Annotated in this window: 22 protein-coding genes; 8 read left to right on the top strand and 14 right to left on the bottom strand. The window is 62.3% G+C overall.

The genetic code is table 11. The features are described 5' to 3' along the window. Window positions 1–98 precede the first annotated feature (98 nt). The 5 genes from asd to leuC all read right to left on the bottom strand — a co-directional run bounded on the left by asd (window position 99) and on the right by leuC (window position 5,104). Entirely contained in the window at window positions 99–1,220 is a 1,122-nt protein-coding gene (gene asd, locus JNB89_RS21415) for an aspartate-semialdehyde dehydrogenase (protein WP_220363529.1), read from the bottom strand. A 418-nt stretch (window positions 1,221–1,638) separates the two neighbouring features. Continuing rightward, a complete protein-coding gene (gene leuB / locus JNB89_RS21420; RefSeq protein ID WP_013342059.1) occupies window positions 1,639–2,706 on the bottom strand; it encodes a 3-isopropylmalate dehydrogenase in 1,068 nt (355 codons plus the stop codon). Between the two features lie 82 nt (window positions 2,707–2,788). Further along, on the bottom strand, window positions 2,789–3,442 hold the full coding sequence (gene leuD / locus JNB89_RS21425; protein WP_013342060.1) for a 3-isopropylmalate dehydratase small subunit: 654 nt from the start codon (window positions 3,440–3,442) through the stop codon (window positions 2,789–2,791). 88 nt (window positions 3,443–3,530) lie between these two features. Further along, a complete protein-coding gene (locus JNB89_RS21430) occupies window positions 3,531–3,689 on the bottom strand; it encodes an entericidin A/B family lipoprotein (protein WP_013342061.1) in 159 nt (52 codons plus the stop codon). Window positions 3,690–3,694: 5 nt separating this feature from the next. Then, window positions 3,695–5,104, bottom strand: coding sequence for a 3-isopropylmalate dehydratase large subunit (gene leuC / locus JNB89_RS21435; protein WP_013342062.1), 1,410 nt, complete (start codon window positions 5,102–5,104; stop codon window positions 3,695–3,697). A 316-nt stretch (window positions 5,105–5,420) separates the two neighbouring features. Here leuC and JNB89_RS21440 point away from each other — a divergent pair, with 316 nt between their 5' ends. Beyond that, window positions 5,421–5,672, top strand: coding sequence for a GlsB/YeaQ/YmgE family stress response membrane protein (locus JNB89_RS21440; protein WP_013342063.1), 252 nt, complete (start codon window positions 5,421–5,423; stop codon window positions 5,670–5,672). Between the two features lie 96 nt (window positions 5,673–5,768). Here JNB89_RS21440 and JNB89_RS21445 read toward each other — a convergent pair whose 3' ends face one another. Beyond that, window positions 5,769–7,019 carry a DUF1479 domain-containing protein gene (locus JNB89_RS21445; protein WP_220363530.1) on the bottom strand — a complete coding sequence of 417 codons (1,251 nt, stop codon included), beginning with the start codon at window positions 7,017–7,019 and terminating at the stop codon, window positions 5,769–5,771. Window positions 7,020–7,180: 161 nt separating this feature from the next. Between JNB89_RS21445 and JNB89_RS21450 the strand changes: the two genes are divergently transcribed. Then, window positions 7,181–8,281 (top strand): helix-turn-helix domain-containing protein, encoded by a 1,101-nt coding sequence (locus JNB89_RS21450; RefSeq protein ID WP_220363531.1) that lies wholly within the window; start codon window positions 7,181–7,183, stop codon window positions 8,279–8,281. 181 nt (window positions 8,282–8,462) lie between these two features. Here JNB89_RS21450 and gltA read toward each other — a convergent pair whose 3' ends face one another. From gltA to JNB89_RS21485, 7 genes are all read right to left on the bottom strand, one after another. Continuing rightward, complete coding sequence (gene gltA / locus JNB89_RS21455; protein WP_013342066.1) at window positions 8,463–9,764, bottom strand: citrate synthase; 1,302 nt, start codon at window positions 9,762–9,764, stop codon at window positions 8,463–8,465. Window positions 9,765–9,836: 72 nt separating this feature from the next. Continuing rightward, the gene (locus JNB89_RS21460; RefSeq protein ID WP_006047561.1) at window positions 9,837–10,109 is read right to left on the bottom strand and encodes a succinate dehydrogenase assembly factor 2; all 273 of its coding nucleotides are present in this window, start codon (window positions 10,107–10,109) and stop codon (window positions 9,837–9,839) included. A gap of 80 nt (window positions 10,110–10,189) precedes the next feature. Next, complete coding sequence (locus JNB89_RS21465; protein ID WP_013341963.1) at window positions 10,190–10,894, bottom strand: succinate dehydrogenase iron-sulfur subunit; 705 nt, start codon at window positions 10,892–10,894, stop codon at window positions 10,190–10,192. 24 nt (window positions 10,895–10,918) lie between these two features. After that, window positions 10,919–12,694: a succinate dehydrogenase flavoprotein subunit gene (gene sdhA, locus JNB89_RS21470; RefSeq protein ID WP_013341962.1), complete on the bottom strand. Its 1,776-nt coding sequence runs from the start codon at window positions 12,692–12,694 to the stop codon at window positions 10,919–10,921. A 4-nt stretch (window positions 12,695–12,698) separates the two neighbouring features. Continuing rightward, window positions 12,699–13,067: a succinate dehydrogenase, hydrophobic membrane anchor protein gene (gene sdhD, locus JNB89_RS21475; RefSeq protein WP_013341961.1), complete on the bottom strand. Its 369-nt coding sequence runs from the start codon at window positions 13,065–13,067 to the stop codon at window positions 12,699–12,701. Between the two features lie 4 nt (window positions 13,068–13,071). After that, window positions 13,072–13,488, bottom strand: a complete 417-nt coding sequence (sdhC, locus tag JNB89_RS21480) for a succinate dehydrogenase, cytochrome b556 subunit (protein WP_013342067.1) — start codon at window positions 13,486–13,488, stop codon at window positions 13,072–13,074. A gap of 159 nt (window positions 13,489–13,647) precedes the next feature. Next, window positions 13,648–14,448, bottom strand: coding sequence for a GntR family transcriptional regulator (locus JNB89_RS21485; protein ID WP_135895223.1), 801 nt, complete (start codon window positions 14,446–14,448; stop codon window positions 13,648–13,650). 587 nt (window positions 14,449–15,035) lie between these two features. Between JNB89_RS21485 and JNB89_RS21490 the strand changes: the two genes are divergently transcribed. From JNB89_RS21490 to acnA, 6 genes are all read left to right on the top strand, one after another. Further along, a complete protein-coding gene (locus JNB89_RS21490; RefSeq protein ID WP_220363532.1) occupies window positions 15,036–16,019 on the top strand; it encodes a malate dehydrogenase in 984 nt (327 codons plus the stop codon). Window positions 16,020–16,244: 225 nt separating this feature from the next. Further along, window positions 16,245–17,243: an HpcH/HpaI aldolase/citrate lyase family protein gene (locus JNB89_RS21495; protein ID WP_220363533.1), complete on the top strand. Its 999-nt coding sequence runs from the start codon at window positions 16,245–16,247 to the stop codon at window positions 17,241–17,243. A gap of 25 nt (window positions 17,244–17,268) precedes the next feature. Next, the gene (gene prpC, locus JNB89_RS21500) at window positions 17,269–18,438 is read left to right on the top strand and encodes a bifunctional 2-methylcitrate synthase/citrate synthase (protein ID WP_013342071.1); all 1,170 of its coding nucleotides are present in this window, start codon (window positions 17,269–17,271) and stop codon (window positions 18,436–18,438) included. 103 nt (window positions 18,439–18,541) lie between these two features. Next, the gene (locus JNB89_RS21505) at window positions 18,542–19,045 is read left to right on the top strand and encodes a hypothetical protein (RefSeq protein ID WP_135895219.1); all 504 of its coding nucleotides are present in this window, start codon (window positions 18,542–18,544) and stop codon (window positions 19,043–19,045) included. Window positions 19,046–19,070: 25 nt separating this feature from the next. After that, window positions 19,071–20,522, top strand: coding sequence for a bifunctional 2-methylcitrate dehydratase/aconitate hydratase (locus JNB89_RS21510; RefSeq protein ID WP_220363534.1), 1,452 nt, complete (start codon window positions 19,071–19,073; stop codon window positions 20,520–20,522). Window positions 20,523–20,567: 45 nt separating this feature from the next. Continuing rightward, on the top strand, window positions 20,568–23,285 hold the full coding sequence (gene acnA, locus JNB89_RS21515; RefSeq protein WP_135895217.1) for an aconitate hydratase AcnA: 2,718 nt from the start codon (window positions 20,568–20,570) through the stop codon (window positions 23,283–23,285). Between the two features lie 1,079 nt (window positions 23,286–24,364). On the opposite strand, the gene JNB89_RS21520 is transcribed toward acnA, so the two are convergent. Then, the gene (locus JNB89_RS21520; protein WP_220363535.1) at window positions 24,365–24,910 is read right to left on the bottom strand and encodes an Hpt domain-containing protein; all 546 of its coding nucleotides are present in this window, start codon (window positions 24,908–24,910) and stop codon (window positions 24,365–24,367) included. Window positions 24,911–24,916: the final 6 nt, after the last annotated feature.

A 24,916-nucleotide genomic window follows, 5' to 3' on the forward strand; every position in this document is an offset into this window, starting at 1 on the left:
ATAAAGAGACAAGATAATCGGAGCACACAAATGAAAAAAGCGCCGCGCAAGCGCGACGCTTCTTGAGTTTTCTACGCGTCGTGACCGCGTAGTTTACTTTACTTGTCGAGCACAATGCGAAGCATGCGGCGCAGCGGCTCAGCCGCGCCCCACAGCAACTGATCGCCGACCGTGAATGCCGACAGATATTCACCGCCCATGGCCAGCTTGCGGACGCGGCCGACCGGCACCGTCAGCGTGCCCGTGACGACTGCCGGCGACAGGTCGCGCATTGAAGCTTCACGCTCGTTCGGCACGACCTTGACCCAGTCGTTGCCCGAAGCGAGGATGCTGTTGACTTCGTCCAGCGGCACGTCCCTGTTCAGCTTGATGGTGAGCGCCTGCGAGTGGCAGCGCATTGCGCCGATGCGCACACACAGGCCGTCCACCGGAATGGAGCCGGGGGTGCCCATGGCCGGCTTGCCGAGAATCTTGTTGGTTTCAGCGCCGCCCTTCCATTCTTCCTTCGACATGCCGTTGCCGAGGTCCTTGTCGATCCACGGAATCAGCGAACCGGCGAGCGGCACGCCGAAGTGGTCGGTCGGCATGCTGTCGCTGTTCATTGCTTCAAGCACGCGGCGGTCGATATCGAGAATCGCCGAAGCGGGGTCCGCGAGTTCGTTCTTCACCGCGCCATGCAGCGTGCCCATTTGCGAGAGCAACTCGCGCATGTTCTGCGCGCCCGCGCCCGACGCGGCCTGGTACGTCATGGCCGTCATCCAGTCGACGAGGTTTTCGCGGAACAGGCCGCCGAGCGCCATCAGCATCAGGCTGACCGTACAGTTGCCGCCGATGAAATTCTTCTGGCCCTTGACCAGCGCGTTCTTGATCACGTCCAGGTTGACAGGATCGAGAATGATGACCGCGTCGTCCTTCATGCGGAGCGCGGAAGCCGCGTCGATCCAGTAGCCGTTCCAGCCCGCTGCGCGCAGCTTCGGGAACACTTCGTTCGTGTAGTCCCCGCCCTGGCAGGAGATGATTGCTTCGCACTTCTTCAGGTCTTCGATGCTTGTCGCATCTTTGAGCTTGGTCTCGTTCTTGGCGAACGACGGCGCGTTGCCGCCCGCGTTGCTGGTGCTGAAAAACACCGGTTCGATCAAGTCGAAATCGCCTTCCTGCTGCATACGCTGCATCAGGACGCTGCCGACCATGCCGCGCCAACCTACGAGACCTACGTTCATGACTTCATACCCTTCGAATGGAAACTTCCCCGCATCTTTGCCCGCAGTGACCGCGCGGGGAAGATGAGCGGGCACGACGGACGATCAGCGTTTCGTGATCGTTTTCGGGGTAATCGTTTTAATCAGCGCTTGAGTGGAAATGGCGAGCTCAACCACACGGGCCGTTTTGCCGTGCAGTTTCGAAATCTTGGAGATTTGAGCCATTTGTGCCATCGCTACAATATACACGAAAACCGGAATCCGGCGACGTCGTTGTCCGTCGCTATCGTCCTTTGTCGTCTCTTGTCGTCTCTTTCAGGCGCGAATCGGCTTTGATTTGGGCCGATTCGCGGGTTAAAGACCGATTTAACGACTCGCGCGGCAGGCCTTGGAGCGCGCCGCGCATGAGCGCGGCTTGGCAGCCGCGCGCCAGCCGCTTTTACAGTGCGGCGACCACTGCGTCGCCCATGGCGACCGTGCCCACCTGCTTGCAGCCGGGCGTCAGGATGTCGCCGGTGCGAAAGCCTTGCTCCAGCACCTTTTTCACAGCGTTTTCAATGCGGTCCGCCTGCTCGGCCTTGTTCAGCGAATAGCGCAGCATCATGGCGGCCGACAGAATAGTCGCGAGCGGATTGGCCACGCCTTTGCCGGCGATGTCCGGCGCGGAGCCGTGCGAGGGCTCGTACAAGCCCTTGTTGTTCTTGTCGAGCGAGGCCGAAGGCAGCATGCCGATGGAGCCCGTGAGCATGGCAGCCTCGTCGGACAGAATGTCGCCGAACATGTTGCCGGTCACGATCACGTCGAACGACTTGGGTGCCTTCACCAGTTGCATGGCGGCGTTGTCGACATACATGTGCGACAACTCCACGTCCGGGTATTCCTTCGAAACGTCGATCATCACGTCTTTCCAGAACTGCGAAGTTTCGAGCACGTTCGCCTTGTCCACCGAAGTGAGCTTCTTGCCGCGCTTTTGCGCCGCCTGGAAGGCGACGTGCGCGATACGGCGCACTTCGGGCTCCGAATAACGCATGGTGTCGAAACCTTCCTTCGAACCGGCGAACAGGCCGTCCGGCGCTTCGCGCACGCCGCGCGGCGCGCCAAAGTAGATGTCGCCGTTCAGTTCGCGCACGATCAGAATGTCGAGGCCCGAAACGATTTCTTCCTTCAGTGACGAAGCGCCGGTGAGTTGCGGATAGCAGATTGCCGGGCGGAAGTTCGCAAACAACTGCAGATGCTTGCGCAGCCCGAGAATGGCCTGCTCGGGGCGCAGCGCGCGTTCGAGCTTGTCGTACTTCCAGTCGCCCACAGCGCCGAACAGGATTGCGTCGGCTTCCTTCGCGAGCGCGAGCGTGGAATCAGGCAGCGGATGGCCCTTCGCCTCGTAGCCCGCGCCGCCAACCGGCGCTTCTTCCAGTTCGAATTGTTCGCCGAGCACGTTCAGGACCTTGACGGCCTCCTTGACGATTTCGGGGCCAATGCCGTCGCCCGGCAACACTGCGATCTTCATGCGAATTCCTTAATGATTTTCTTCGAGACTTTCAGCCTGTGCAGCCAATGCAACGCGCGCAGAGCCGCAGCGCGCGCAAGCTTTACCCGACGATGCGATGACCCAGCCACGGCTGCTTCGCCATGCGCTCGGCTTCGAACTGGCGAATCTTGTCCGCGTGACGCAGCGTGAGGCCGATGTCGTCGAAACCGTTCAGCAGGCAGTACTTGCGGAAAGGCGCGACTTCGAACGGATACTCCGTCGCGCCGTCCGACGTGCGCACGACTTGCGCCTCGAGGTCGATGGTCAGCTGGAAACCGTTGAATGCGTACGTTTCGTTGAACAGATGATCGACCTGCTGTTCGCTCAGCACGATCGGCAGCAACCCGTTCTTGAAGCAGTTGTTATAGAAAATGTCCGCGAAGCTCGGCGCGATGATCGCGCGAAAGCCGTACTGCTGAAGCGCCCACGGCGCATGTTCGCGCGAGCTGCCGCAGCCGAAATTCTTGCGCGCGAGCAGCACGGAAGCGCCCTGATAGCGCGGCTGGTTCAGCACGAAGTCCGGGTTCAGCGGACGCTTCGAGTTGTCTTGACCCGGCTCGCCGTGGTCGAGATAACGCCACTCGTCGAAAGCGTTCGGACCAAAACCCGTGCGCTTGATCGACTTCAGGAATTGCTTGGGAATAATCGCGTCCGTGTCGACGTTCTCGCGATCGAGCGGCGCCACGACGCCGGTGTGTACGATGAATTTATCCATGACGCTTGCGCCTGTTTCAGGACCGGGCGATGCGTGTGTGGCGGCATGAAGGCCGCGCGCCACATCGCCGGCAAAAATCAAAAACCGGTTATTTCTCAGCGTGATTGCTGATCGAATTGCCGAGGTGCGACATGTCCTGCCCAAATCCGTGCACCGTGTTGCAGCCGGTCAGACCGAGCAGCAACCCAGCCAGAGCACCGAGCGCGAAGCGACGCAGTAGAGTAGTGCGATTCATGTTGTTCATCATGCGATTTATCCCAGCTTGCGAATATCGACGAAATGCCCTTCGATGGCTGCGGCTGCGGCCATGGCGGGGCTCACGAGATGGGTACGGCCACCGGCGCCCTGACGACCTTCGAAATTGCGATTCGAGGTGGACGCGCAACGCTCGCCCGGCTCCAGCCGGTCGGCGTTCATCGCGAGACACATCGAGCAGCCCGGCTCACGCCATTCGAAACCGGCCTCCGTAAACACCTTGTCGAGGCCTTCGCGCTCGGCCTGCGCTTTCACGAGACCCGAGCCCGGCACGACCATGGCAAGGCGAATATTCGGCGCGACGCGGCGGCCCAGTTTCTTCACGACGTATGCCGCGGCGCGAATGTCTTCAATGCGCGCGTTGGTACACGACCCAATGAAGATTTTATCCGGCTTGATCGACTCGATCGGCGCATTCGGTTCCAGCGCCATGTATTTGAGCGCGCGCTCCATGGCGTCGCGCTTGACCGGATCTTTCTCGCGCTCCGGATCGGGCACGCGGCCGTCCACGGCGGTGACCATTTCCGGCGACGTGCCCCACGTGACTTGCGGCACGATTTCCGCTGCGTTCAACTCGACCACGCGGTCGAAATGCGCGCCTTCGTCGGACTTGAACTGCTTCCAGTATTCCACGGCCACGTCCCACTCCGCGCCTTCCGGCGAGAACGGACGGCCCTTCAGATAGTCGATCGTGGTGTCGTCCACGGCGACCATGCCGGCGCGCGCGCCCGCTTCGATCGCCATGTTGCACACGGTCATGCGGCCTTCCATGGAGAGCGCGCGAATCGTCGAACCGCCGAATTCTATGGCATAGCCCGTGCCGCCCGCCGTGCCGATCTTGCCGATGATCGCAAGCACGATGTCTTTCGCGGTACAGCCGCGCGGCAGTTGGCCTTCCACCTTCACCAGCATGTTCTTGCTCTTCTTCTGCAAGAGCGTTTGCGTGGCCAGCACGTGCTCCACTTCCGAAGTGCCGATGCCGTGCGCGAGCGCGCCGAACGCCCCGTGCGTGGACGTATGCGAGTCGCCGCAGACGATCGTCATGCCAGGCAGCGTGGCGCCCTGCTCGGGCCCGATGATATGCACGATGCCCTGGCGCAGGTCGTTCATCTTGAACTGCGTGATGCCGAAGGCGTCGCAGTTCGAGTCCAGCGTGTCGACCTGCAGCTTCGAAACCGGATCGGCAATGCCGTGGCTGCGGTCCGTGGTCGGCACGTTATGGTCCGACACAGCCAGGTTCGCGCTGATGCGCCACACCGGACGCTCGGCCAGCTTCAGCCCTTCGAACGCCTGGGGGCTGGTCACTTCGTGCAGCAGGTGACGGTCGATATAGAGAATCGTCGTGCCGTCTTCTTCCGTGTGGACCACGTGTGTGTTCCACAATTTGTCGTAGAGAGTCTGTGCCATGGTATGCGGGGTAGTAATGACTGCGGGCTGACTGTGTCGGTCGATTATGCCACGCGAAGTCACGCCGTGGGCCGTCGCATCATGGAAAAAAGCGATAAAAAACAGTGAGTTGGGTGGTAGTGTCGATACCTGTATCGGCGGCACCCGGCAAGCTGCCGGCAAGCTTGCCGCCGTTGCGAAGGCCACCCGCCGCACAAACGGGCGCGACTCTTGCGACCGGTTCCGCGTTCAGCGCGTATGCTCCCAACAGCATCGCGGCAGGAACGGTAGCGGTAGTAGTGAAGACGGTAACACTCACACTCTTTCGGAGGTCTGCATGCTTTCCTTCATTGGTACGGTAATCGTAGGGCTGATCGTGGGACTGATCGCTCGGGCACTGAAGCCCGGCGACGACCGCATGGGTCTGCTCATGACCATCATTCTCGGCATTGCCGGCTCGCTGATTGCGGGCTACGTGGGGCGAGCGCTCGGCTGGTACCAGCCGGGCCAGGCCGCGGGCTGGATCGCATCGGTAATTGGCGCGATCGTGCTGCTCGTGATCTACGGCATGGTGCGCCGACGGACCTGATTGCGGCGGCACGCTAGTCGCAAGGGCAACGCGCTCGAGCGACCGCGTTGACGGCAAGGCGAGGCGTGTTACTCACCGCCGCGCCTGCCGCACTGCTTAGCGCGGCAATTCGAACCCGAGTTGCGCGCGGCCGAGCGCCGTCAGATCGCTTTCCTGTGCGCGGCCGGCGAAGTCCGTCTCGAAGTGGTCGGCGGGAAAATCGGGCGGGCTTTCGCCGCGCAGAAAGCTTGGCAACTGGCGCCTCAAATACGCTTCGTTTTTCGCGCACCACGGCGCTGACGCGATATACATCACGTTGCTGTAGCCCTTGCCGCGATGTGCGTCCTCGACCGAATGCACCACGTCGCTGTGCCAGAACACCGCGTCCCCCGGCTGCATATGCGGAATCGGCGTGACGGCTTCCAGCAGCAGGCCGTGCCACTCGGCCTTGATCGATAGGGCTCGCGCGGCCTGCGCGCCGCACAGTTCGTCGTCCGGCACGTCGTCCTGAAGCGCGCGCAGAATGATGTAAGCCATGACGTTTGCGATTGGAACCAGTTGCAAGGTGCCGTCGCCGGGACCTTGGGGCGTCAGCGCGGTCCAGCCCTGGAAGGTGCGGAACATCGAGCACACGGCCGGCGATGGAATTTCCTGGACATCCGGCCGGTAAGCGGCGTCGAACGGGTCATACGCGCGCCAGTTGCCCGACAGCACATGTCGATAAACCTTCTGGAAGTTTGGATCGAGCCAGCGCTCGACCGAGCCGCCATCCACGTGCGGCGATAAGCCCAGCGACTCGGAGCCAGGCGGCCGGCGACGAATCCGGTCCGCGTAAACCGGCACGCGCTCAGGATCGAAATGTCGCCTGCCTTCGCTCTCCGACTTCCACAGACGATTGAGGAACACGCGGGTGTTAGTCAGCTGTTCCGACTGGCGCGCGGCTGTCTGAGGCTTCGACCAGTAGACGCCGTAAATCTGCGGCCTGCTCGACGACAGATTGCCGAAATACTTGTCCTCTGCCCGATGCGCGAGCCTCGCGTCGAGATCGTTGCGCACGAGGTAATCGGTGATTTCGTCGTTCCAGTCGCTTGCCTGTTGCCGGTCGAAAACACCGCGCACTACGCATGCGCCCCGCACCTTGATGGCGGCGATGGTGGCCGGATCGACGCTGCCGGATGCGACCGACGCGTAGTCGAACACGGGAATCGCGTCGCGCCCCTGGGCGCGGTCGCGGTGAATTGCATCGATCTGCTCGCGGATCGCGCCTTCGACTTCGTCGAAAACCTGTTTGTAGGTCGGCAGCGCGGCCCGCAGCGCACGCTTCGTGCTGCGAATCGCCTCCGGAATATTGTCGATGACAAGCGGCATGGTGTGTCTCCGTGTGATGGTCTGTGTAGGGCTGTCCTTCTTGAAGATTAAGGAGGTTCGACCGTCACGAAGCATGCTTTACGGCCAGATACCGATACAATTCAGACATTCGCCGCAGCTTCTCTCCGTGCGGCCGGCTCGCCTGCCTCGGAACGTCCGCCGTGAAACCTCAATACGAACGCGTCACCATTCCCGACGGCTGCTCGATCCGCGTCTACCACCGGCAGCTCGCGCAGATTCCGTTCGAGTGGCATCACCATCCCGAATACGAATTGACGCTGACCATGAACAGCCGTGGCCGCCGGTTCATCGGCGATCACGTTGCGGACTACAGCGGCGACGATCTCGTGCTGGTGCCGCCGGACATGCCGCATACGTGGGCGTCGACTGAACCGATCGACGCAAGCGCGCCTCAGGTGGCGATTGTCGTGTGGTTCAGCGGCGACTGGGCGCGGCGTATTGCGGACTGCTGCCCGGAGTTTGCGTCGCTTCGCACGCTGCTGCGACGGGGCGCGCCAGGTCTGCGCTTTTCCAGCGAAGCCGCAGCCTCGGTACGCGAACGCATGGCTGCGTTGCTCGACGCTTCGCCGCGCGTTCGGCTTGGGGCGGTGCTCGAGGTGCTGGCGCAACTCGCGGAGGCCGAGTCCGAGCCGTTGGCGTCGCCGGCTGCGCATCGACGCGCAGCGAAGGTCGTCGGGGCGTCCGTGCGGCGCTCTGGTCGAGCCGCCGGCTCTAACCAGTTTCTCGACGGTGACCATTCCGCCGATTCCCCAGCCCCAGACTCCCGGCAAAAAGTTAGCGGCGCTACCGCGATGGCAGGTGGCAGCGCATCCGAGGCTGAGCGCCTGAACCGCGTGCTCGATCTGCTGGACCGGCGTTTTCACGAGCCGCTGCGCATCGCCGAACTGTGCGAGGTCGCCAATCTGTCCGAGCGCTCGCTGCACCGGTACTTCACGAGGCATCTGGGCGAAAGCGTGGGGCGCTATCTGAGCCGGCTACGGATCGGCTACGCGACCCGTCAACTGACAGACACGACATGGCCCGTCGCGCTGATCGCCGCGAAAGCCGGCTTTCCGAATCTCGCCAATTTCAATCGGCAGTTTCTCGCCGCGCGAGGCATGACGCCGAGCACGTACCGGCGCTTCTTTGAAACGCACGGCCGCGTGCCGAAGGGTCCAGAGGCTGCGCAGCAGGATCTGCGCACGCGCTCGCCTTCGCTTGATAAGCCGGCAAGGCGTGGACGGGGCGCGCCGGAGGCTTGAAGCGTTTTTGTGGGTGAGGGGTCGCGGCTCATCACTGTGAGGCCAGCCGATGCGTCAGCGTGCCGCTCAAAGAAAAACGCCCCAACGGTTGTACCCGTTGAGGCGTTTCGGATTCGGCGCGCTAGAGTTCCTCCCAGCCCGCAGTGAACAGCCAACTACAGACGGGGAGGTTCAACCCCGATCAGCGTTGCGTAATAGGCTTCGCTTCACGCGGCGTATCGCCGATGAACAGCTGACGCGGACGGCCAATCTTCTGCTCCGGATCGGCGATCATTTCGTTCCACTGTGCAATCCAGCCGACCGTACGCGCCATCGCGAAGATACACGTGAACATGGACGTCGGGATGCCCAGCGCGCGCTGCACGATACCCGAGTAGAAGTCGACGTTCGGATACAGCTTGCGCGACACAAAATACTCGTCTTCCAGCGCGATCTTTTCCAGTGCCATCGCCAGCTTGAACAGCGGGTCGTCGTGCAGACCCAGTTCATTCAGCACTTCGTGGCAGGTTTCGCGCATGAGCTTCGCACGCGGGTCGTAGTTCTTGTAGACACGGTGACCGAAGCCCATCAGCTTCACGCCGGAGTTCTTGTCCTTCACCTGCTTGATGAATTCAGGAATGTTGTCGACCGAGCCGATTTCTTCCAGCATGTTCAGCGCAGCTTCGTTCGCGCCGCCGTGCGCCGGGCCCCACAGACACGCGATACCGGCTGCGATACACGCGAACGGGTTTGCGCCCGACGAGCCGGCCAGACGCACGGTCGACGTCGACGCGTTCTGCTCGTGGTCCGCGTGCAGGATCAGGATGCGGTCGAGAGCACGCACCAGCACGTCGTTGACCTTGTAGTCTTCGCACGGGTTCGAGAACATCATGTGCATGAAGTTCGCGCTGTACGACAGGTTGTTGCGCGGATACGCAAACGGCTGACCGATGCTGTACTTGTAAGCCATCGCGACGAGCGTCGGCAGCTTCGCGATCATGCGGATAGCCGACACTTCACGGTGGCGCGGATTGTTGATGTCCAGCGAGTCGTGATAGAAGGCCGACAGCGCGCCGACTGCGGCGACCAGAATCGCCATCGGGTGCGCGTCGCGACGGAAACCGCGGAAGAAGAAGTGCATTTGCTCATGCACCATCGTGTGGTTCGTCACGGTCTTCACGAACTCGGCCTTCTGCTCGACGTTGGGCAGTTCGCCCTTCAGCAGCAGGTAGCAAGTTTCGAGGAAGTCAGCGTTCTCCGCGAGGTTGTCGATCGCGTAACCGCGGTAGAGCAACTCGCCCTTATCGCCGTCGATGTAGGTGATCGCCGAATTGCACGCCGCCGTCGACATGAAGCCAGGGTCGTACGTGAACTTGCCAGTCTGGCCGTACAGCTTGCGGATGTCGATCACGTCCGGGCCGAGAGTGCCCTTGTAAATCGGCATTTCAACGCTCGGCGAATTGTCGCTGAACGATAGCGTGGCTTTAACATCTGACGGGGTCATAGCACATCCTCAATCGAAGAATGGAAACGGGGTTTCGATAATTGCACGCTCGGAACTACGCACTCGCGGCGCTCAAGCGTTGCGCAACAGCTCCAGAACCCGGATCACGTCCGGGTCGGCAAGCTCGCCTTCAGGTTCCTTGCGCGCGAGAAGCAAGTCCATCAGGTCGTTATCGCTCAGCTCGAGCAGGCGCGTAAGTGCGCCCACATCGGCATCGCTGAGGTCATGCTCATATCGGCTGAAGAAACGCTCAAAGATCAGATCGTTTTCCAGCAGGCCTCGCCGGGCGCGCCAGCGAAGACGCGCGCGGCGGAGAGGGTCGGACTGATGCGATGCATCGTTCATGTCAATACTTGCCGGGTCGCCCCGGGTCGTACCACCGCCCGAAGGGCAGCGAACGACGCGAAGCATGGAGGTTATTCAGTCTACACAGTACGCCGAACCATCAATTCCTTGATCTTGCCGATTGCCTTGGTCGGGTTCAATCCCTTCGGGCAGACGTCGACGCAGTTCATGATGGTGTGGCAGCGGAACAGCCGGTACGGGTCTTCCAGGTTGTCGAGCCGTTCGCCCGTGGCCTGGTCGCGGCTGTCGGCGATGAAGCGGTACGCCTGCAGCAGACCCGCCGGGCCCACGAACTTGTCCGGATTCCACCAGAAGCTCGGGCACGACGTCGAGCAGCTCGCGCACAGAATGCACTCGTACAACCCGTCGAGCTCGTCGCGCTCTTCCGGCGACTGCAGACGCTCCTTCTCCGGCGGCGGCGTGTCGTTGATCAGGTACGGCTTGATCGAGTGGTACTGGTTGAAGAACTGCGTGAAGTCGCAGATCAGGTCGCGCACCACCGGCAGCCCCGGCAGCGGCCGCAGCACGATCTTCTGCGGCAGCTCGTTCAGGTTCGTCAGGCACGCCAGCCCGTTCTTGCCGTTGATGTTCATTGCGTCCGAGCCGCACACGCCTTCGCGGCACGAGCGGCGGAACGACAGCGTCTCGTCCAGCGCCTTGAGCTTCACCAGCGCGTCGAGCAGCATGCGCTCGTGCGAGTCGATCTCGATCTCGTACGTCTGCATGCGGGGCGCCGCGTCCTTGTCCGGATCGTAGCGGTAGATTTCAAATGTACGCTTGGCCATTTCAGAATTCCTTTGCTCTGTGGCTTAGAAGGTCCGCGCCTTGGGCGGCACCGATTCGACCGTCAGCGGCTGCATGTGCACCGGCTTGTAGTCGAGGCGGTCGCCCTCGCTGAACCACAGCGTATGGCGCAGCCAGTTCTCGTCGTCGCGATGCTCGAAGTCGTTCTGCGCGTGCGCGCCGCGGCTTTCCTTGCGCGCCTCGGCCGACACCATCGTCGCGCGCGCCACCTCGATCAGGTTCGCCACTTCCAGCGCCTCGACGCGTGCCGTGTTGAACACCTTCGACTTGTCCTTCAGATGGATGTTGTCGACGCGCTGCGCCACTTCGCGGATGCGCTCGACGCCCTCGGCCAGCAGCGCCGAGGTGCGGAACACGCCCGCGTGTTTCTGCATCGTGCCGCGGATGTCGTTGGCCACCGACTGCGCGTACTCGCCCGAGGACGAGCTCTCCAGCTTCGCCAGCCGCGAGAGCGCGAAGTCCGCCGCATCGGCCGGCAGCGGCTTGTGCTCCTTGAGCTCCTTCACGTGCTTCACGATGTGATTGCCCGCCGCACGGCCGAACACCACCAGGTCCAGCAGCGAGTTCGTGCCCAGACGGTTCGCGCCGTGCACCGACACGCACGAGCATTCGCCCACTGCGTAGAAGCCGTTGACCACTTCCTCGTGGCCCCTGGGCGTGCCCACCACCTGGCCGTTGATGTTCGTCGGAATGCCGCCCATCTGGTAGTGGATGGTCGGCACCACCGGAATCGGCTCCTTGATGCAGTCGACGTTGGCGAACTTCAGCGCGATCTCGCGGATCGACGGCAGACGCTTCATGATCGTCTCGGCGCCGATGTGCGACAGGTCCAGCAGCACGTGGTCCTTGTTCGGACCGACGCCGCGGCCTTCCTTGATTTCCTGGTCCATCGAGCGCGAGACGAAGTCGCGCGGCGCCAGATCCTTCAGCGTGGGCGCGTAGCGCTCCATGAAGCGCTCGCCGTTGGAGTTGCGCAGAATGCCGCCTTCGCCGCGCACGCCTTCGGTGATCAGCACGCCCGCGCCGGCCACGCCGGTCGGGTGAAACTGCCAGAACTCCATGTCCTGCAGCGCGATGCCCGAACGTGCGGCCATGCCCAGGCCGTCGCCGGTGTTGATGAACGCGTTGGTCGACGCCGCGAAGATGCGGCCCGCACCGCCCGTGGCAAACAGCGTGGTCTTGCCTTCGAGGATGTAGACGTCGCCCGTTTCCATTTCGAGCGCGGTCACGCCGAGCACGTCGCCTTCGGCGTCGCGGATCAGGTCGAGCGCCATCCATTCGACGAAGAACTGCGTCTTCGCCGCGACGTTCTGCTGGTACAGCGTGTGCAGCAGCGCGTGGCCGGTACGGTCGGCCGCGGCGCAGGCGCGCTGCACGGGCTTCTCGCCGTAGTTCGCGGTGTGGCCGCCGAACGGGCGCTGATAGATGGTGCCGTCCGCGTTGCGGTCAAACGGCATGCCGAAGTGTTCGAGTTCGTAGACGGCGTTCGGCGCTTCACGGCACATGAACTCGATCGCGTCCTGGTCGCCGAGCCAGTCCGAGCCCTTGATCGTGTCGTAGAAGTGGTAGTGCCAGTTGTCCTCGCTCATGTTGCCAAGCGAGGCGCCGATGCCGCCTTGCGCGGCGACCGTATGCGAGCGCGTGGGGAACACCTTGGACAGCACGCACACCGACAGACCGGCGCGCGCCAGTTGCAGCGACGCGCGCATACCCGAGCCGCCCGCGCCGACGATCACCACGTCGAACCTGCGACGCGGCAGGCTATTCTTGATTGCAGCCATGCTTTTACACTCTCCAGAGAATCTGCGCAGCGTAGCCCGCGCACGCGAGCAGCCAGACGATCGTCAGCGCCTGCAGCAGCAGACGCGTGCCAACGGGCTTCACATAGTCCATCCAGATGTCGCGGATGCCGACCCACGCGTGATAGAAGAGTGAGAGCAGCGTGACGAAGGTGGCGAGCTTCATCCACTGGGTGGCGAAGATCGAGGCCCAGCCTTCGTAGGAGAAATCGCGCGCGCCGAAGAACCACGCGAGCAGGATCACCGTGTAGATGGCCATCACGCAGGCGGTGAGGCGTTGCGCGAGCCAGTCGCGCAGACCGTAGTGCGCGCCGACGACAAGGCGCTTCGAGCCGATTCGGTTAGGGGCTGCCATGTTTTTAGAATGCTCCGAAGAGTTTGAGCGCGAAGGCGAGGGTCAGCAGCGACGACACGACGAACACGACGATCGAGGTCTGCCTGCCTTTCTCTTTGGTGACTGCTTCGTGGTTGGTGTCCATCAGCAGATGGCGCACGCCCGCGCAGAAATGGAACATGTAGGCCCAGCCGAGCACCAGCACGATGAGCTTGACGATGATGTTGGAGAAAAAGGCCTTGAAGCCCTCGAAGCTCAGCTCGGAGGTCAGGCTCTGGTCGAAGAGGTACAGCAGGAACGGCAACGCGACGAACAGCAGGCCGCCGCTCACACGATGCAGGATCGACACGCGACCCGCCAGAGGCAGGCGATACGCCGTCAATATCTGCCCGATACCGATGTTCCGGAATTCCGGCCTCGGTTTTTTTACCGCTTCAGCCATGCTAGACCCCCTGCTATGTAGTCACACCAATCCGCAATTTTAGCGCCTTTTCATTTCGCGCTGCAGCGAAAACCCCGAACAGGTCCGTTACAGCGCGTGCAATGAAGGCACCGGCACGAGGCGCGCGTGTGGGACGCTGCGCCCTTGATCCAGCCCGACTCAGCTCAAGTCGTTCTGATAGTAGTACCCGGTTGTGACATACCAACCTCGCCGGACTTCCACCGGCCGATCCCCGTAGGTATAAGACACGCGCTCGACCGACAGCAGCGGAAAGCCCGGCGGCACCTGCAGCAGATCGGCAACCGAAGGCTCGGCGGCGACCGCGCGGATTTTCTCCGTGGCGCGGATCATGCGGGTGCCGAATTCCGTCTCGAACATCGCGTAAAGAGGACCCTTGTATTCCGACAGCCGCTCGAGCGTAAGCCCGCGAAACACGGCGCCAGGCAGCCAGATTTCGTCGAGCACGGTGACTTCGCCGTCGAACTGCAGCAAGCGCTTGATCAGGACCACCGGCTCGGCCGGCTTGAGATCCAGTTGCCGCGCAATGTCCGCCGACGCGCGCAGCCGCCGGCACTCCAGCAGGCGGCTGACGTGCGGATGTTCGGCGCCGTCGTCGGCAAGCAGGCGGAGAAAGCGGAACTGCGCACGATCTTCGTTGTGCGTTGCAACGAATGTACCCTTGCCCTGGCGGCGCACGAGGAGGTTTTCGGCAGCGAGTTCGTCGATTGCCTTGCGCACGGTGCCCTGGCTGACCTTGTATCGGGCCGCCAATTCGACTTCACTGGGAATGATCTCGCCGGGTTTCCATTCACCGCTTTCCAGACTCTGCGTGATCAGCCCTTTGATCTGCTGGTAGAGCGGACTGAAGGTGGGCGACGCAGCGGGGACAGCCGCGGATACACCTTCGCCCGCGGCCGCCTGGCCGCCCGGATTCGTGGTGTTGGCCGGGTTCGAATTCATGCGCGCATTTCATCATAAAGCGCTGGGCGGCGTCCAGCATTTCTCCCGCAATAGATGTGTCTTATATAAGACATAAGATAATGTTGACTTTGCGCCTGCCGACTCCTACACTCCTTGTCGAGCAAGGGTTTGCGGGTTTTTTGGCGGTTGCTGGCTGCGCCTGGTTAGGCAGCGCCGCAACGCACCGGCAGCACCTGCACCACGCCGTTCCCACGCAGTCCAGGTTTCGATTTCGCCGCCATTCGTTGGTCAGACGCTTGCCGAAACGCGCTGTTCGCGGGAGCCCGCACTGTGCAGCGGCTACCCCGGCGCCCCAATGCCCGCCCCGTTCTTTCAGCAAGCATCGGCTGGCGTCGTCCTTTTTTGCGCCGGCGGCCCGGCGTGCAGCGCCGGCCTGAGAGAGCTCAGCAGTACCGGTTTCCGGCATGGCGGTCTTGCCGCAGCGCCGTTTCCCGCTCGCAATAACCGGGCTGGCAGCGGGCCGTTCGCGAATCGTAATTTCCGCCGTGTTTCACAACGCTTCGCTGAACGCGCATATAGAATGGCGTTTTCCCTAGCGTCTAACGCATCGTCCTGGAGATTTCTCAATGGCTAAGCCCGCAAAGCGCGTTGCCGTCACCGGCGCCGCAGGTCAAATCGCTTACTCCCTGCTGTTTCGCATCGCCAATGGTGATCTGCTCGGCAAGGACCAGCCGGTTATCCTGCAACTGCTCGACCTGCCGCAAGCGCAAGCCGCCGTCAAAGGCGTCGTGATGGAACTGGATGATTGCGCGTTCCCGCTGCTGTCGGGCGTCGTGATCACGGACGACCCGAAGGTCGCATTCAAAGACGCCGACGTCGCCCTGCTGGTCGGTGCCCGTCCGCGTTCGAAAGGCATGGAGCGTAAGGACCTGCTGTCGGCCAACGCCGAAATCTTCACGGTTCAGGGCAAGGCGTTGAACGAAGTCGCAAGCCGCGACGTGAAGGTGCTGGTCGTCGGCAATCCGGCCAACACGAACGCCTACATCGCCATGAAGTCGGCGCCGGATCTGCCGAAGAAGAACTTCACCGCCATGCTGCGTCTGGACCACAACCGCGCGCTGTCGCAACTGGCCGCGAAGTCGGGCAAGCCGGTCGCCTCCATCGAAAAGCTGGCTGTGTGGGGCAACCACTCGCCGACCATGTACCCCGACTTCCGCTTCGCGACCGCCGAAGGCGAGTCGCTGACCAAGCTGATCAACGACGACGAGTGGAACCGCAACACTTTCATCCCGACCGTCGGCAAGCGCGGCGCGGCGATCATCGAGGCGCGCGGCCTGTCGTCGGCGGCATCGGCGGCTAACGCTGCGATCGACCACGTGCGCGACTGGGTGCTCGGCACCAGCGGCAAGTGGGTCACAATGGGCATTCCGTCGGACGGCTCGTACGGCATTCCCGAAGACATCGTCTACGGCGTGCCGGTGATCTGCGAAAACGGCGAATACAAGCGTGTGGAAGGCCTGGAAATCGACGCGTTCTCGCGCGAGAAGATGGACGGCACGCTGCAGGAACTGCTGGAAGAGCGCGAAGGCGTTCAGCATCTGCTCGGCTAAGCACCTGATGCAGAACAACCGGAACTCCGTAGCGTCATCGCGGCGGGTTCCGGTTTTTTTCGTGCGAACCGCGCTGACTGCACCGCTTGAATGCGCTGAACCATTCGAGCCACGCCAGCCACTCGCAACCGATCCCGGCGCGCTTTGCCTGCTTCCCTGTACGACTGGACAGAGCGCGCCCGAATCGGTTTTCCTTCAACAAGACCCACGCCACTCACGCTGAAGATGCGCGCCCTCACACCCGCCGAAGTGCTGTTTGACGGCGAAGTGCCGCCCGCTGTGCTGCCGGCCTGCGATCACTACGCTGGCAGCGAGAAGTTGATGCTGAAATCGCTCGCGTTGCAGCAACAGCTCGGGCCGGTGTTCGACATCACACTCGATTGCGAAGACGGCGCACAAGTCGGCCGTGAGGCGGAACACGCGGAACTGGTCGCGTCGCTGATCGGCAGCGAACATGACCGCTTCGGCCGCGTCGGCGTGCGCATTCACGACTTCGAGCACCCGCATTGGCGCGACGACGTCCGTCTGATTCTGCGCGCCGCGCGGCGGGCGCCCGCTTACATCACGCTGCCGAAAATCCGTACGGTGCCCGACGCCGCCGAGATGATCGCCTTCATCGAGGCCACGCGGCGCGAGCTCGGCGTGGCGAACCCGGTACCCGTTCAACTGCTGGTGGAAACGCACGGCGCGCTCACGCGCGTCTTCGATCTGGCCGCGTTGCCGGGTGTCGAGGCGTTGAGCTTCGGCCTGATGGATTTCGTTTCCGCGCACGACGGCGCGATTCCCGACACCGCAATGCGCTCGCCTGGCCAGTTCGAGCATCCGCTCGTGCGACGCGCGAAGCTCGAGATTGCGGCGGCCTGCCACGCGCACGGCAAGGTGCCGTCGCACAACGTCAGCACCGAAGTGCGCGACATGAGCGTGGTCGCGAACGACGCCGCGCGGGCCCGTAATGAGTTCGGCTACACGCGCATGTGGAGCATTCATCCCGCGCAGATCGAAGCAATCGTGAACGCGTTCGCGCCGCGCGAGGACGAAATCTCGACCGCCGCGGAGATACTGCTCGCCGCGCAATCCGCGCAGTGGGGACCGACGCGCCACCGCGACACGTTGCACGACCGCGCGAGCTACCGTTATTACTGGTCGGTGCTGCGTCGCGCGCGTTCCACCGGTCGCGCCATTCCGCAAGACGCCGCGCCGCTTTTCGGGGAAGCGGAGCAATGAACACGCAAACAGGAGACTGCGGCAAATGAGCGAGACCACTCAAAGCGCCGGCGTACAAGGCGGCTTCAAACCGAAAAAATCCGTCGCGCTATCCGGCGTGACCGCGGGCAACACGGCGCTGTGCACCGTCGGCAAGACCGGCAACGACCTGCACTATCGCGGCTACGACATTCTCGACCTTGCGGGCAATTGCGAATTCGAAGAAATCGCCTATCTGCTCGTGCACGAAAAGCTGCCCACGCAGGCCGAACTGAGCGCCTACAAGGCGAAGCTGAAGGCGCTGCGCGGTCTGCCCGCGAACGTGAAGGCCGCGCTCGAATGGATTCCGGCCGCCGCGCATCCTATGGATGTGATGCGCACCGGCGTGTCGGTGCTCGGCACCGTGCTGCCGGAGAAGGACGACCACAACCTGCCGGGCGCGCGCGACATTGCCGACAAACTGATGGCCTCGCTCGGCTCGATGCTGCTCTACTGGTATCACTACTCGCACAACGGCAAGCGCATCGAGGTCGAGACCGACGACGACTCGATCGGCGGGCACTTCCTGCATCTGCTGCATGGCACGGAGCCGCCGAAGTCATGGGTCGATGCCATGCATGTGTCGCTGAACCTTTACGCCGAGCACGAGTTCAACGCGTCGACGTTCACCGGCCGCGTGATTGCCGGCACCGGCTCGGACATCTACTCGGCCATTACCGGCGCGATCGGCGCACTGCGCGGGCCGAAACACGGCGGCGCGAACGAAGTCGCGTTCGAAATCCAGTCGCGCTACCAGACGCCGGATGAAGCCGAAGCGGACATCCGCAAACGCGTTGAGAACAAGGAAGTGGTGATCGGCTTCGGGCATCCGGTGTATACGATCTCGGATCCGCGCAACAAGGTCATCAAGGAAGTGGCGAAGAAGCTTTCGAAGGAAGCGGGCAACACGAAACTGTTCGATATCGCCGAGCGCCTTGAAAAAGTCATGGCCGAAGTGAAAAAGATGTTTCCAAATCTGGACTGGTTCAGCGCGGTGTCGTATCACATGATGGGCGTGCCGACGGCCATGTTCACGCCGCTCTTCGTGATTGCGCGCACGTCTGGCTGGAGTGCGCACATCATCGAGCAGCGCATCGACAACAAGATCATCCGGCCGAGCGCGAACTACACCGGGCCTGAGAATTTAAAGTACGTGGCGTTAAATAAGCGAAAATAGCGGTCGCTGTGCGCTTAAGAGGCGCGTGCAGTTCAACCCCGCGGCCGCCAGGACCGGTAGACCGCGTACCGTTCAACTGAAATTAGATAGAAAGGTTTTCTCCATGAAGAAGCTGATGATCGCCGCCGTGATTGGCGCCCTGTCCACGACGATGCTCGCCGTCGCGACTGACGCCGCCGCGCAACCGGCGACCACCACCAAGCCCGCTGCCAAGGCCGTGCCGAAGAAGCCGCAGCCGCGCCGTCTGATCAAGCGCAAAGCCAATCCGGCCAAGGAAGCCAAGGTCGATCCGGTTCCGGAAGGCGCCGAAAAGTGGTCGTGCAACGAAGGCCTTTCTTTCGCTCTGAAGGGCGACATGAAGCGTGACCAGATCGTTACGGTTCACTGGGCAAACAAGAACTACAACCTGCCGCGTCAATCCACGACCACGGGTGCGGACCGCTTCCACGACGCCGCCAGCGGCATGGATCTGGTCGTGATTCCGACCAAGGCCATGCTGTTCTCGGACAAGGACAGCTCGCGTCTCGCCGACGAGTGCAAGACGGCAGCCATGGCGCAAGGCGCGCCGGCTCCGACGCAATCGAACGCGATCAACAAGGCGGAATAACCCGCCGTCATCAGGAAAGCCCTCGATGTCCGCTCCGATTTCCAACGTGCGACCCGATCCGGACCAGGTCCTGGTCGATATCGTCGATTACGTTCTGGACTATCAGATCGACAGCGCGCTCGCGCTGGAAACCGCGCGTCATTGCCTGATCGATACGCTCGGCTGCGGCCTCGAGGCGCTCACCTTTCCTGCCTGCACCAAGCTGCTGGGACCCATCGTGCCGGGCACGATCGTCCCCAACGGCGCCAAGGTGCCGGGCACGTCGTTCCAGCTCGACCCGGTTCAGGCTGCCTTCAACATCGGCGCCATGATCCGCTGGCTGGACTTCAACGATACGTGGCTCGCCGCCGAATGGGGGCACCCGTCGGACAACCTCGGCGCAATTCTCGCCACGGCCGACTGGCTCTCGCGCACCGCCATCGCAGCCGGCAAAGCGCCGCTCGCAATGAAAGACGTGTTGATCGCCATGATCAAGGCGCACGAAATTCAAGGCTGCATCGCGCTCGAGAACTCCTTCAACAAGGTCGGGCTCGACCACGTGCTGCTCGTCAAGCTCGCGTCGACGGCGGTAGTCGGTCAACTGATCGGCCTCACGCGCGACGAACTGATCAATGCGGTCTCGCAGGCGCTTGTCGACGGGCAGGCGCTGCGCACGTACCGCCATGCGCCCAACACGGGCTCGCGTAAATCGTGGGCCGCGGGCGACGCGACTTCGCGCGCCGTACGTCTCGCGCTCATTTCGAAAACTGGCGAGATGGGCTATCCGTCGGTGCTGACTGCGAAAACATGGGGCTTCTACGACGTGCTCTTCAAGGGCAACGCGTTCACGTTCCAGCGCCCGTACGGCTCCTACGTGATGGAGAACGTGCTGTTCAAGATTTCGTTCCCGGCCGAATTTCACGCGCAAACCGCCGTGGAAGCCGCCATGACGTTGCAGGCGCAACTTGTCGCACACGGCAAGCGCGTGGAAGACATCCGCAAGATCACTATCCGCACGCACGAAGCCGCCATCCGCATCATCGACAAGAAAGGTCCGCTCAATAATCCGGCCGACCGCGATCATTGCATTCAGTACATGATCGCCGTGCCGTTGATTTTCGGCCGCCTGACGGCTGCCGATTACGAAGATTCGGTCGCGCAGGACGCGCGTATCGATGTGCTGCGCGCAAAGATGGAATGTGTGGAAGACGCGCAGTTCACGAAGGATTACCACGACCCGGAGAAGCGTTCCATCGCCAATGCACTGACGATCGAATTCAACGACGGGTCGCAGTTCGACGAAGTCGTAGTCGAATACCCGATCGGTCATAAGCGTCGTCGCGAAGACGGCATTCCGCTGCTGGTCGAGAAGTTCAAGACCAACCTCGCGCGCCGCTTTCCGGTCAAGCAACAACTGGCGATTCTCGACGTGTCGCTGGATCAGGCACGGCTAGAAGCCATGCCGGTCAATGAGTACGTCGATTTGTACGTCATCTAGTTGAGTTAAGTACTGTAGTTCCGCGATCAAACCAAGGAAAACACCATGGCCCACAACCTCCACAAAACGCTCAAGGAATTCGACAGCGGTTCCGGCAAAGGCAAGTTCTACTCCCTGCCGCAACTCGGCAAGGCACTGAACATCCAGATCGACCGCCTGCCGGTTTCGATCCGAATCGTGCTGGAATCGGTGCTGCGTAACTACGACGGCAAGAAAATCGCCGAAGAACACATCACGCAACTCGCGAACTGGAAGCCGACCGCCGCGCGCGTCGACGAAATTCCGTTCGTCGTGTCGCGCGTCGTGCTGCAGGACTTCACCGGCGTGCCGCTGCTCGCCGACATCGCGGCAATGCGTGGCGTCGCGAAGCGCGTGGGCAAGAACCCCAAGTCGATCGAGCCGCTGGTGCCCGTCGATCTGGTTGTCGACCACTCGGTGCAAATCGACCACTTCCGCGAAAAGAACGCGCTCGACCTGAACATGAAACTGGAATTCCAGCGCAACAACGAGCGCTACCAGTTCATGAAGTGGGGCATGCAGGCGTTCGACACGTTCAAGGTCGTGCCGCCGGGCGTCGGTATCGTTCACCAGGTCAACCTGGAATACCTTGCACGCGGCGTGCACAAGAAGGCCGAAGGCGCGGACACGGTGTACTACCCGGATTCGCTGGTCGGCACGGACAGCCACACCACGATGATCAACGGCATTGGCGTGGTCGGCTGGGGCGTGGGCGGTATCGAAGCTGAAGCCGGCATGCTCGGCCAGCCGGTGTACTTCCTGACGCCGGACGTGGTCGGCGTGAACCTGAAGGGCAAGCTGCGCGAAGGCGTGACGGCCACCGACCTGGTGCTTACCATCACCGAACTGCTGCGCAAGGAAAAGGTTGTCGGCAAGTTCGTCGAGTTCTTCGGCGAAGGCACGCGCTCGCTGTCGCTGCCGGACCGCGCGACCATCGGCAACATGGCGCCGGAATACGGCGCAACCATGGGCTTCTTCCCGGTCGACGAAAAAACCATCGACTACTTCAAGGGCACGGGCCGCACGGACGCGGAAATCTCCGCGTTCCAGAACTACTTCAAGGCTCAGAACCTGTTCGGTATTCCGAACGAAGGCGACATCGACTACACCAAGGTCGTCACGCTCGACCTCGGCACCGTTGCACCTTCGCTGGCTGGTCCGAAGCGTCCGCAAGACCGCATCGAAATCGGCAACGTGAAGTCCACGTTCACCGACCTGTTCTCGAAGCCGGTCGCTGAAAACGGCTTCGCGAAGAAGGCCGCCGACCTCGACGCGCAATACACCACCAGCAACGGCGTCAACGTGAAGAACGGCGACGTGCTGATCGCCGCGATCACGTCGTGCACGAACACCTCGAACCCGAGCGTGCTGCTGGCTGCCGGCCTGCTCGCGAAGAAGGCTGTGGAAGCGGGTCTTACGGTCGCACCGCATATCAAGACGTCGCTCGCTCCGGGATCGCGTATCGTCACCGAGTACCTGACGAAGACCGGCCTGCTGCCGTACCTGGACAAGCTGGGCTTCACGCTGGCCGCTTACGGCTGCACGACCTGTATCGGCAACGCGGGCGACCTGACGCCGGAACTGAACGAAGCCATCACGAAGAACGACATCGTCGCGGCGGCGGTGCTGTCGGGCAACCGTAACTTCGAAGCGCGTATTCATCCGAACATCCGCGCGAACTTCCTGGCTTCGCCGCCGCTCGTGGTGGCTTACGCCATCGCCGGCAACATTACGCGCGACCTGATGACCGAGCCGGTCGGCAAGGGCAAGAACGGCAAGGACATCTACCTCGGCGACATCTGGCCGACCAGCGACGAAGTGAACGACCTGCTGAAGTTCGCGCTGGATGCGGACGCATTCCGCAAGAACTACTCGTCGCTGACCAAGAAGGGCGACCTGTGGAGCAAGATCGAAGGCGAAGAAGGCCAGGTCTACGACTGGCCGAAGTCCACGTATATCGCGGAGCCGCCGTTCTTCGGCAATGACTTCTCGATGACGCCGGCCGACAGCATCGCCGCAGTCAAGAATGCGCGCGCGCTGGGCATTTTCGGTGACTCGGTCACGACCGACCACATCAGCCCGGCAGGCTCGATCAAGGAAGACTCGCCGGCAGGCAAGTGGCTGAAGGCAAACGGCGTGCAGAAGGCCGACTTCAACAGCTACGGCTCGCGCCGCGGCAACCACGACGTGATGATGCGCGGCACGTTCGCAAACGTCCGTATCAAGAACCTGATGATCCCGGCGAAGGCAGACGGCTCGCGCGTGGAAGGCGGCCTGACGATTCACCAGCCGAGCGGCGAACAACTGTCGATCTACGACGCCGCGATGAAGTACATCGAGGCCGGTACGCCGACCATCGTGTTCGCCGGCGAGGAGTACGGCACGGGCTCGTCGCGCGACTGGGCCGCGAAGGGTACGCAACTGCTGGGCGTGAAGGCCGTGGTCGCACGCAGCTTCGAGCGGATTCACCGTTCGAACCTGGTCGGCATGGGCGTTCTGCCGCTGCAGTTCAAGGGCTCGGATAGCGTTCAGTCGCTCGGCATTACCGGCGAAGAAACGTACGACATCGAAGGCCTGGGCGCGGACTTCAAGCCGCAACAGGAAGTGACGCTGGTGATTCGCGGCAAGGACGGCAGCGAGAAGCGCGTGCCGGTGCTGCTGCGTATCGACACGCCGATCGAAGTCGACTACTACAAGCACGGCGGTATTCTGCCGTTCGTGCTTCGTTCGTTGCTGGCTGCTTAAGCTTCGCGACGACGCAAACAGCCTGGCTGTTTTGCAGGGGCTGCGTCCTGTGGAGGGCGCAGCCGACTTTCAAGCCCGACCTTGGTCGGGCTTTTTTTTCGCCGCTTATTGCGAGGCGCGGCCGGACTGAAAAGCGGCGGGATTGTCGGTGATACGACGCTGCGTCATGTGCGCGTTCCAGTCGACGTTCCCCGACGTAGACACTGTTGTGCGCGTAACGGCACTTGCGTGGCGCTGCTGCGCGGCCCAATCCCACAAGGCCTTGCGCTCCGCTGTGTCGTTTGCCGACGACTGCGCCGCTGCCCATTCGCGCCCACTGTGTGTCGCAAGAGGCGCACGCGAATCATTGAGGCGACTCGACGCGATTCGCGTGTTTGCGCTTGCCACGCGAGTCGGGGCGGTTACAGCAAGCGGACGGTGTGCTCCTGCAATGCGCTTTTCCGAAACGGAATGGCTGCGCGCGCTCGCGCTGGCTTGCAACCCATCTTGTTGCGACGACCTCGCCGCGTCGGCCGGACGTATGACTCGCGGCAACGGCTCGGCTGCGGCCAACGCCGGTGGGGCAAGCTTGTGCGGCGCGGATGCCTGCTCCATGACCGTTTGGGACGTTTGCTGGGTGCCACGGCCGCTATGCACCATGCTTTCAGATGGCCGCGCTGAAACCGTGGCCTTGTCGGCAAGCTCGTGTGACGAGCAGGTGGCCAATAGCCACGCAAGCGCAATGCTGCATCCGACAAAAATCGCCGCGCCGAGCATGCGATCCGCACGCGACGAATGCGGTTGCGCGTGATCCGCTTCCAGATAACGCCGCGCTTCGGCCAATTGCTCGTCAAAACGACTATCCGAAGCGGGCCGTTGTGGCAGCTTGTAGAACAATATTAACTTGTTCTTCGGCGGAGCCTTGAAGCGAGGACGCAGCTTTGGCGCATATCGCGGCGACTCTGGCACGGCCGCTTGCGGGCCCAGTTGCTCCGTGCGCGATGCTGACCGTTGCCACGAGCCGAAAGGCGGCGGCAAACCAGAAAGCGGACGCGAATTGGGAAGCGCAAGCGCGCCCTGGATCAAGGCCAACGGCCTGTTCATGGCCGGGCGCTCCGGTACTCGTCGCTGACGGTTTCGAGTTGCTCGATCAGCGTTCGTATGCGCGCCGCAAGCGTATCAATCGACGGGCAATCCTGCGCGCCGGGCGCGGCTCGCACGACCCTCAGCGCCTCGATTAAACCGTGAGCGCCGACGAGACCGAGCGCCCCGCCCAGTCGGTGCAACAAATGACGAAAATGCTGTGCGTCACCCGCGCGTTGCGATTCGACCAGATGGTCCAGGTCATCGCGCATTGCCTGGCCCCAACCATCAAGAAATGCGTTGAGGTTGATTCCTTCTTCTACCAGCGCGTTCAAATAACCACGGTCGAATAGTGTCGGCGATGGTTCGACGGCTTTGTGTGAATTGTGACCGCCTTCATGCATGCCACACAATGTGTGATCTGTATGAGCCGCCGCGCTGTCATGCCCCATAGCAGGCATCACAAGCTGCGCGAGTGATCCCCCGTGCGCCGCAGGGGCGCTGGGTGTTGGCTGCGGGAGGCCGGCGTTTTCGGCGTCATCATGCGGTCTCGTCTCGTTCATAGCCGT

It is taken from the genome of Paraburkholderia phenoliruptrix, assembly GCF_019511605.1.
Lineage (GTDB): Bacteria > Pseudomonadota > Gammaproteobacteria > Burkholderiales > Burkholderiaceae > Paraburkholderia > Paraburkholderia phenoliruptrix_A.

Excerpts from the sequence above, each read along its gene's own strand:
- gltA (WP_013342066.1), bottom strand. The coding sequence starts at position 9,764 with ATGACCCCGTCAGATGTTAAAGCCACGCTATCGTTCAGCGACAATTCG.
- leuC (WP_013342062.1), bottom strand. The coding sequence starts at position 5,104 with ATGGCACAGACTCTCTACGACAAATTGTGGAACACACACGTGGTCCAC.
- JNB89_RS21460 (WP_006047561.1), bottom strand. The coding sequence starts at position 10,109 with ATGAACGATGCATCGCATCAGTCCGACCCTCTCCGCCGCGCGCGTCTT.
- JNB89_RS21485 (WP_135895223.1), bottom strand. The coding sequence starts at position 14,448 with ATGAATTCGAACCCGGCCAACACCACGAATCCGGGCGGCCAGGCGGCC.
- JNB89_RS21495 (WP_220363533.1), top strand. The coding sequence starts at position 16,245 with ATGCGCGCCCTCACACCCGCCGAAGTGCTGTTTGACGGCGAAGTGCCG.
- JNB89_RS21440 (WP_013342063.1), top strand. The coding sequence starts at position 5,421 with ATGCTTTCCTTCATTGGTACGGTAATCGTAGGGCTGATCGTGGGACTG.
- JNB89_RS21490 (WP_220363532.1), top strand. The coding sequence starts at position 15,036 with ATGGCTAAGCCCGCAAAGCGCGTTGCCGTCACCGGCGCCGCAGGTCAA.
- JNB89_RS21445 (WP_220363530.1), bottom strand. The coding sequence starts at position 7,019 with ATGCCGCTTGTCATCGACAATATTCCGGAGGCGATTCGCAGCACGAAG.
- JNB89_RS21520 (WP_220363535.1), bottom strand. The coding sequence starts at position 24,910 with ATGAACGAGACGAGACCGCATGATGACGCCGAAAACGCCGGCCTCCCG.
- leuD (WP_013342060.1), bottom strand. The coding sequence starts at position 3,442 with ATGGATAAATTCATCGTACACACCGGCGTCGTGGCGCCGCTCGATCGC.
- sdhA (WP_013341962.1), bottom strand. The coding sequence starts at position 12,694 with ATGGCTGCAATCAAGAATAGCCTGCCGCGTCGCAGGTTCGACGTGGTG.
- sdhD (WP_013341961.1), bottom strand. The coding sequence starts at position 13,067 with ATGGCAGCCCCTAACCGAATCGGCTCGAAGCGCCTTGTCGTCGGCGCG.
- acnA (WP_135895217.1), top strand. The coding sequence starts at position 20,568 with ATGGCCCACAACCTCCACAAAACGCTCAAGGAATTCGACAGCGGTTCC.
- JNB89_RS21465 (WP_013341963.1), bottom strand. The coding sequence starts at position 10,894 with ATGGCCAAGCGTACATTTGAAATCTACCGCTACGATCCGGACAAGGAC.
- JNB89_RS21430 (WP_013342061.1), bottom strand. The coding sequence starts at position 3,689 with ATGATGAACAACATGAATCGCACTACTCTACTGCGTCGCTTCGCGCTC.
- sdhC (WP_013342067.1), bottom strand. The coding sequence starts at position 13,488 with ATGGCTGAAGCGGTAAAAAAACCGAGGCCGGAATTCCGGAACATCGGT.
- JNB89_RS21510 (WP_220363534.1), top strand. The coding sequence starts at position 19,071 with ATGTCCGCTCCGATTTCCAACGTGCGACCCGATCCGGACCAGGTCCTG.
- prpC (WP_013342071.1), top strand. The coding sequence starts at position 17,269 with ATGAGCGAGACCACTCAAAGCGCCGGCGTACAAGGCGGCTTCAAACCG.
- JNB89_RS21505 (WP_135895219.1), top strand. The coding sequence starts at position 18,542 with ATGAAGAAGCTGATGATCGCCGCCGTGATTGGCGCCCTGTCCACGACG.
- asd (WP_220363529.1), bottom strand. The coding sequence starts at position 1,220 with ATGAACGTAGGTCTCGTAGGTTGGCGCGGCATGGTCGGCAGCGTCCTG.
- leuB (WP_013342059.1), bottom strand. The coding sequence starts at position 2,706 with ATGAAGATCGCAGTGTTGCCGGGCGACGGCATTGGCCCCGAAATCGTC.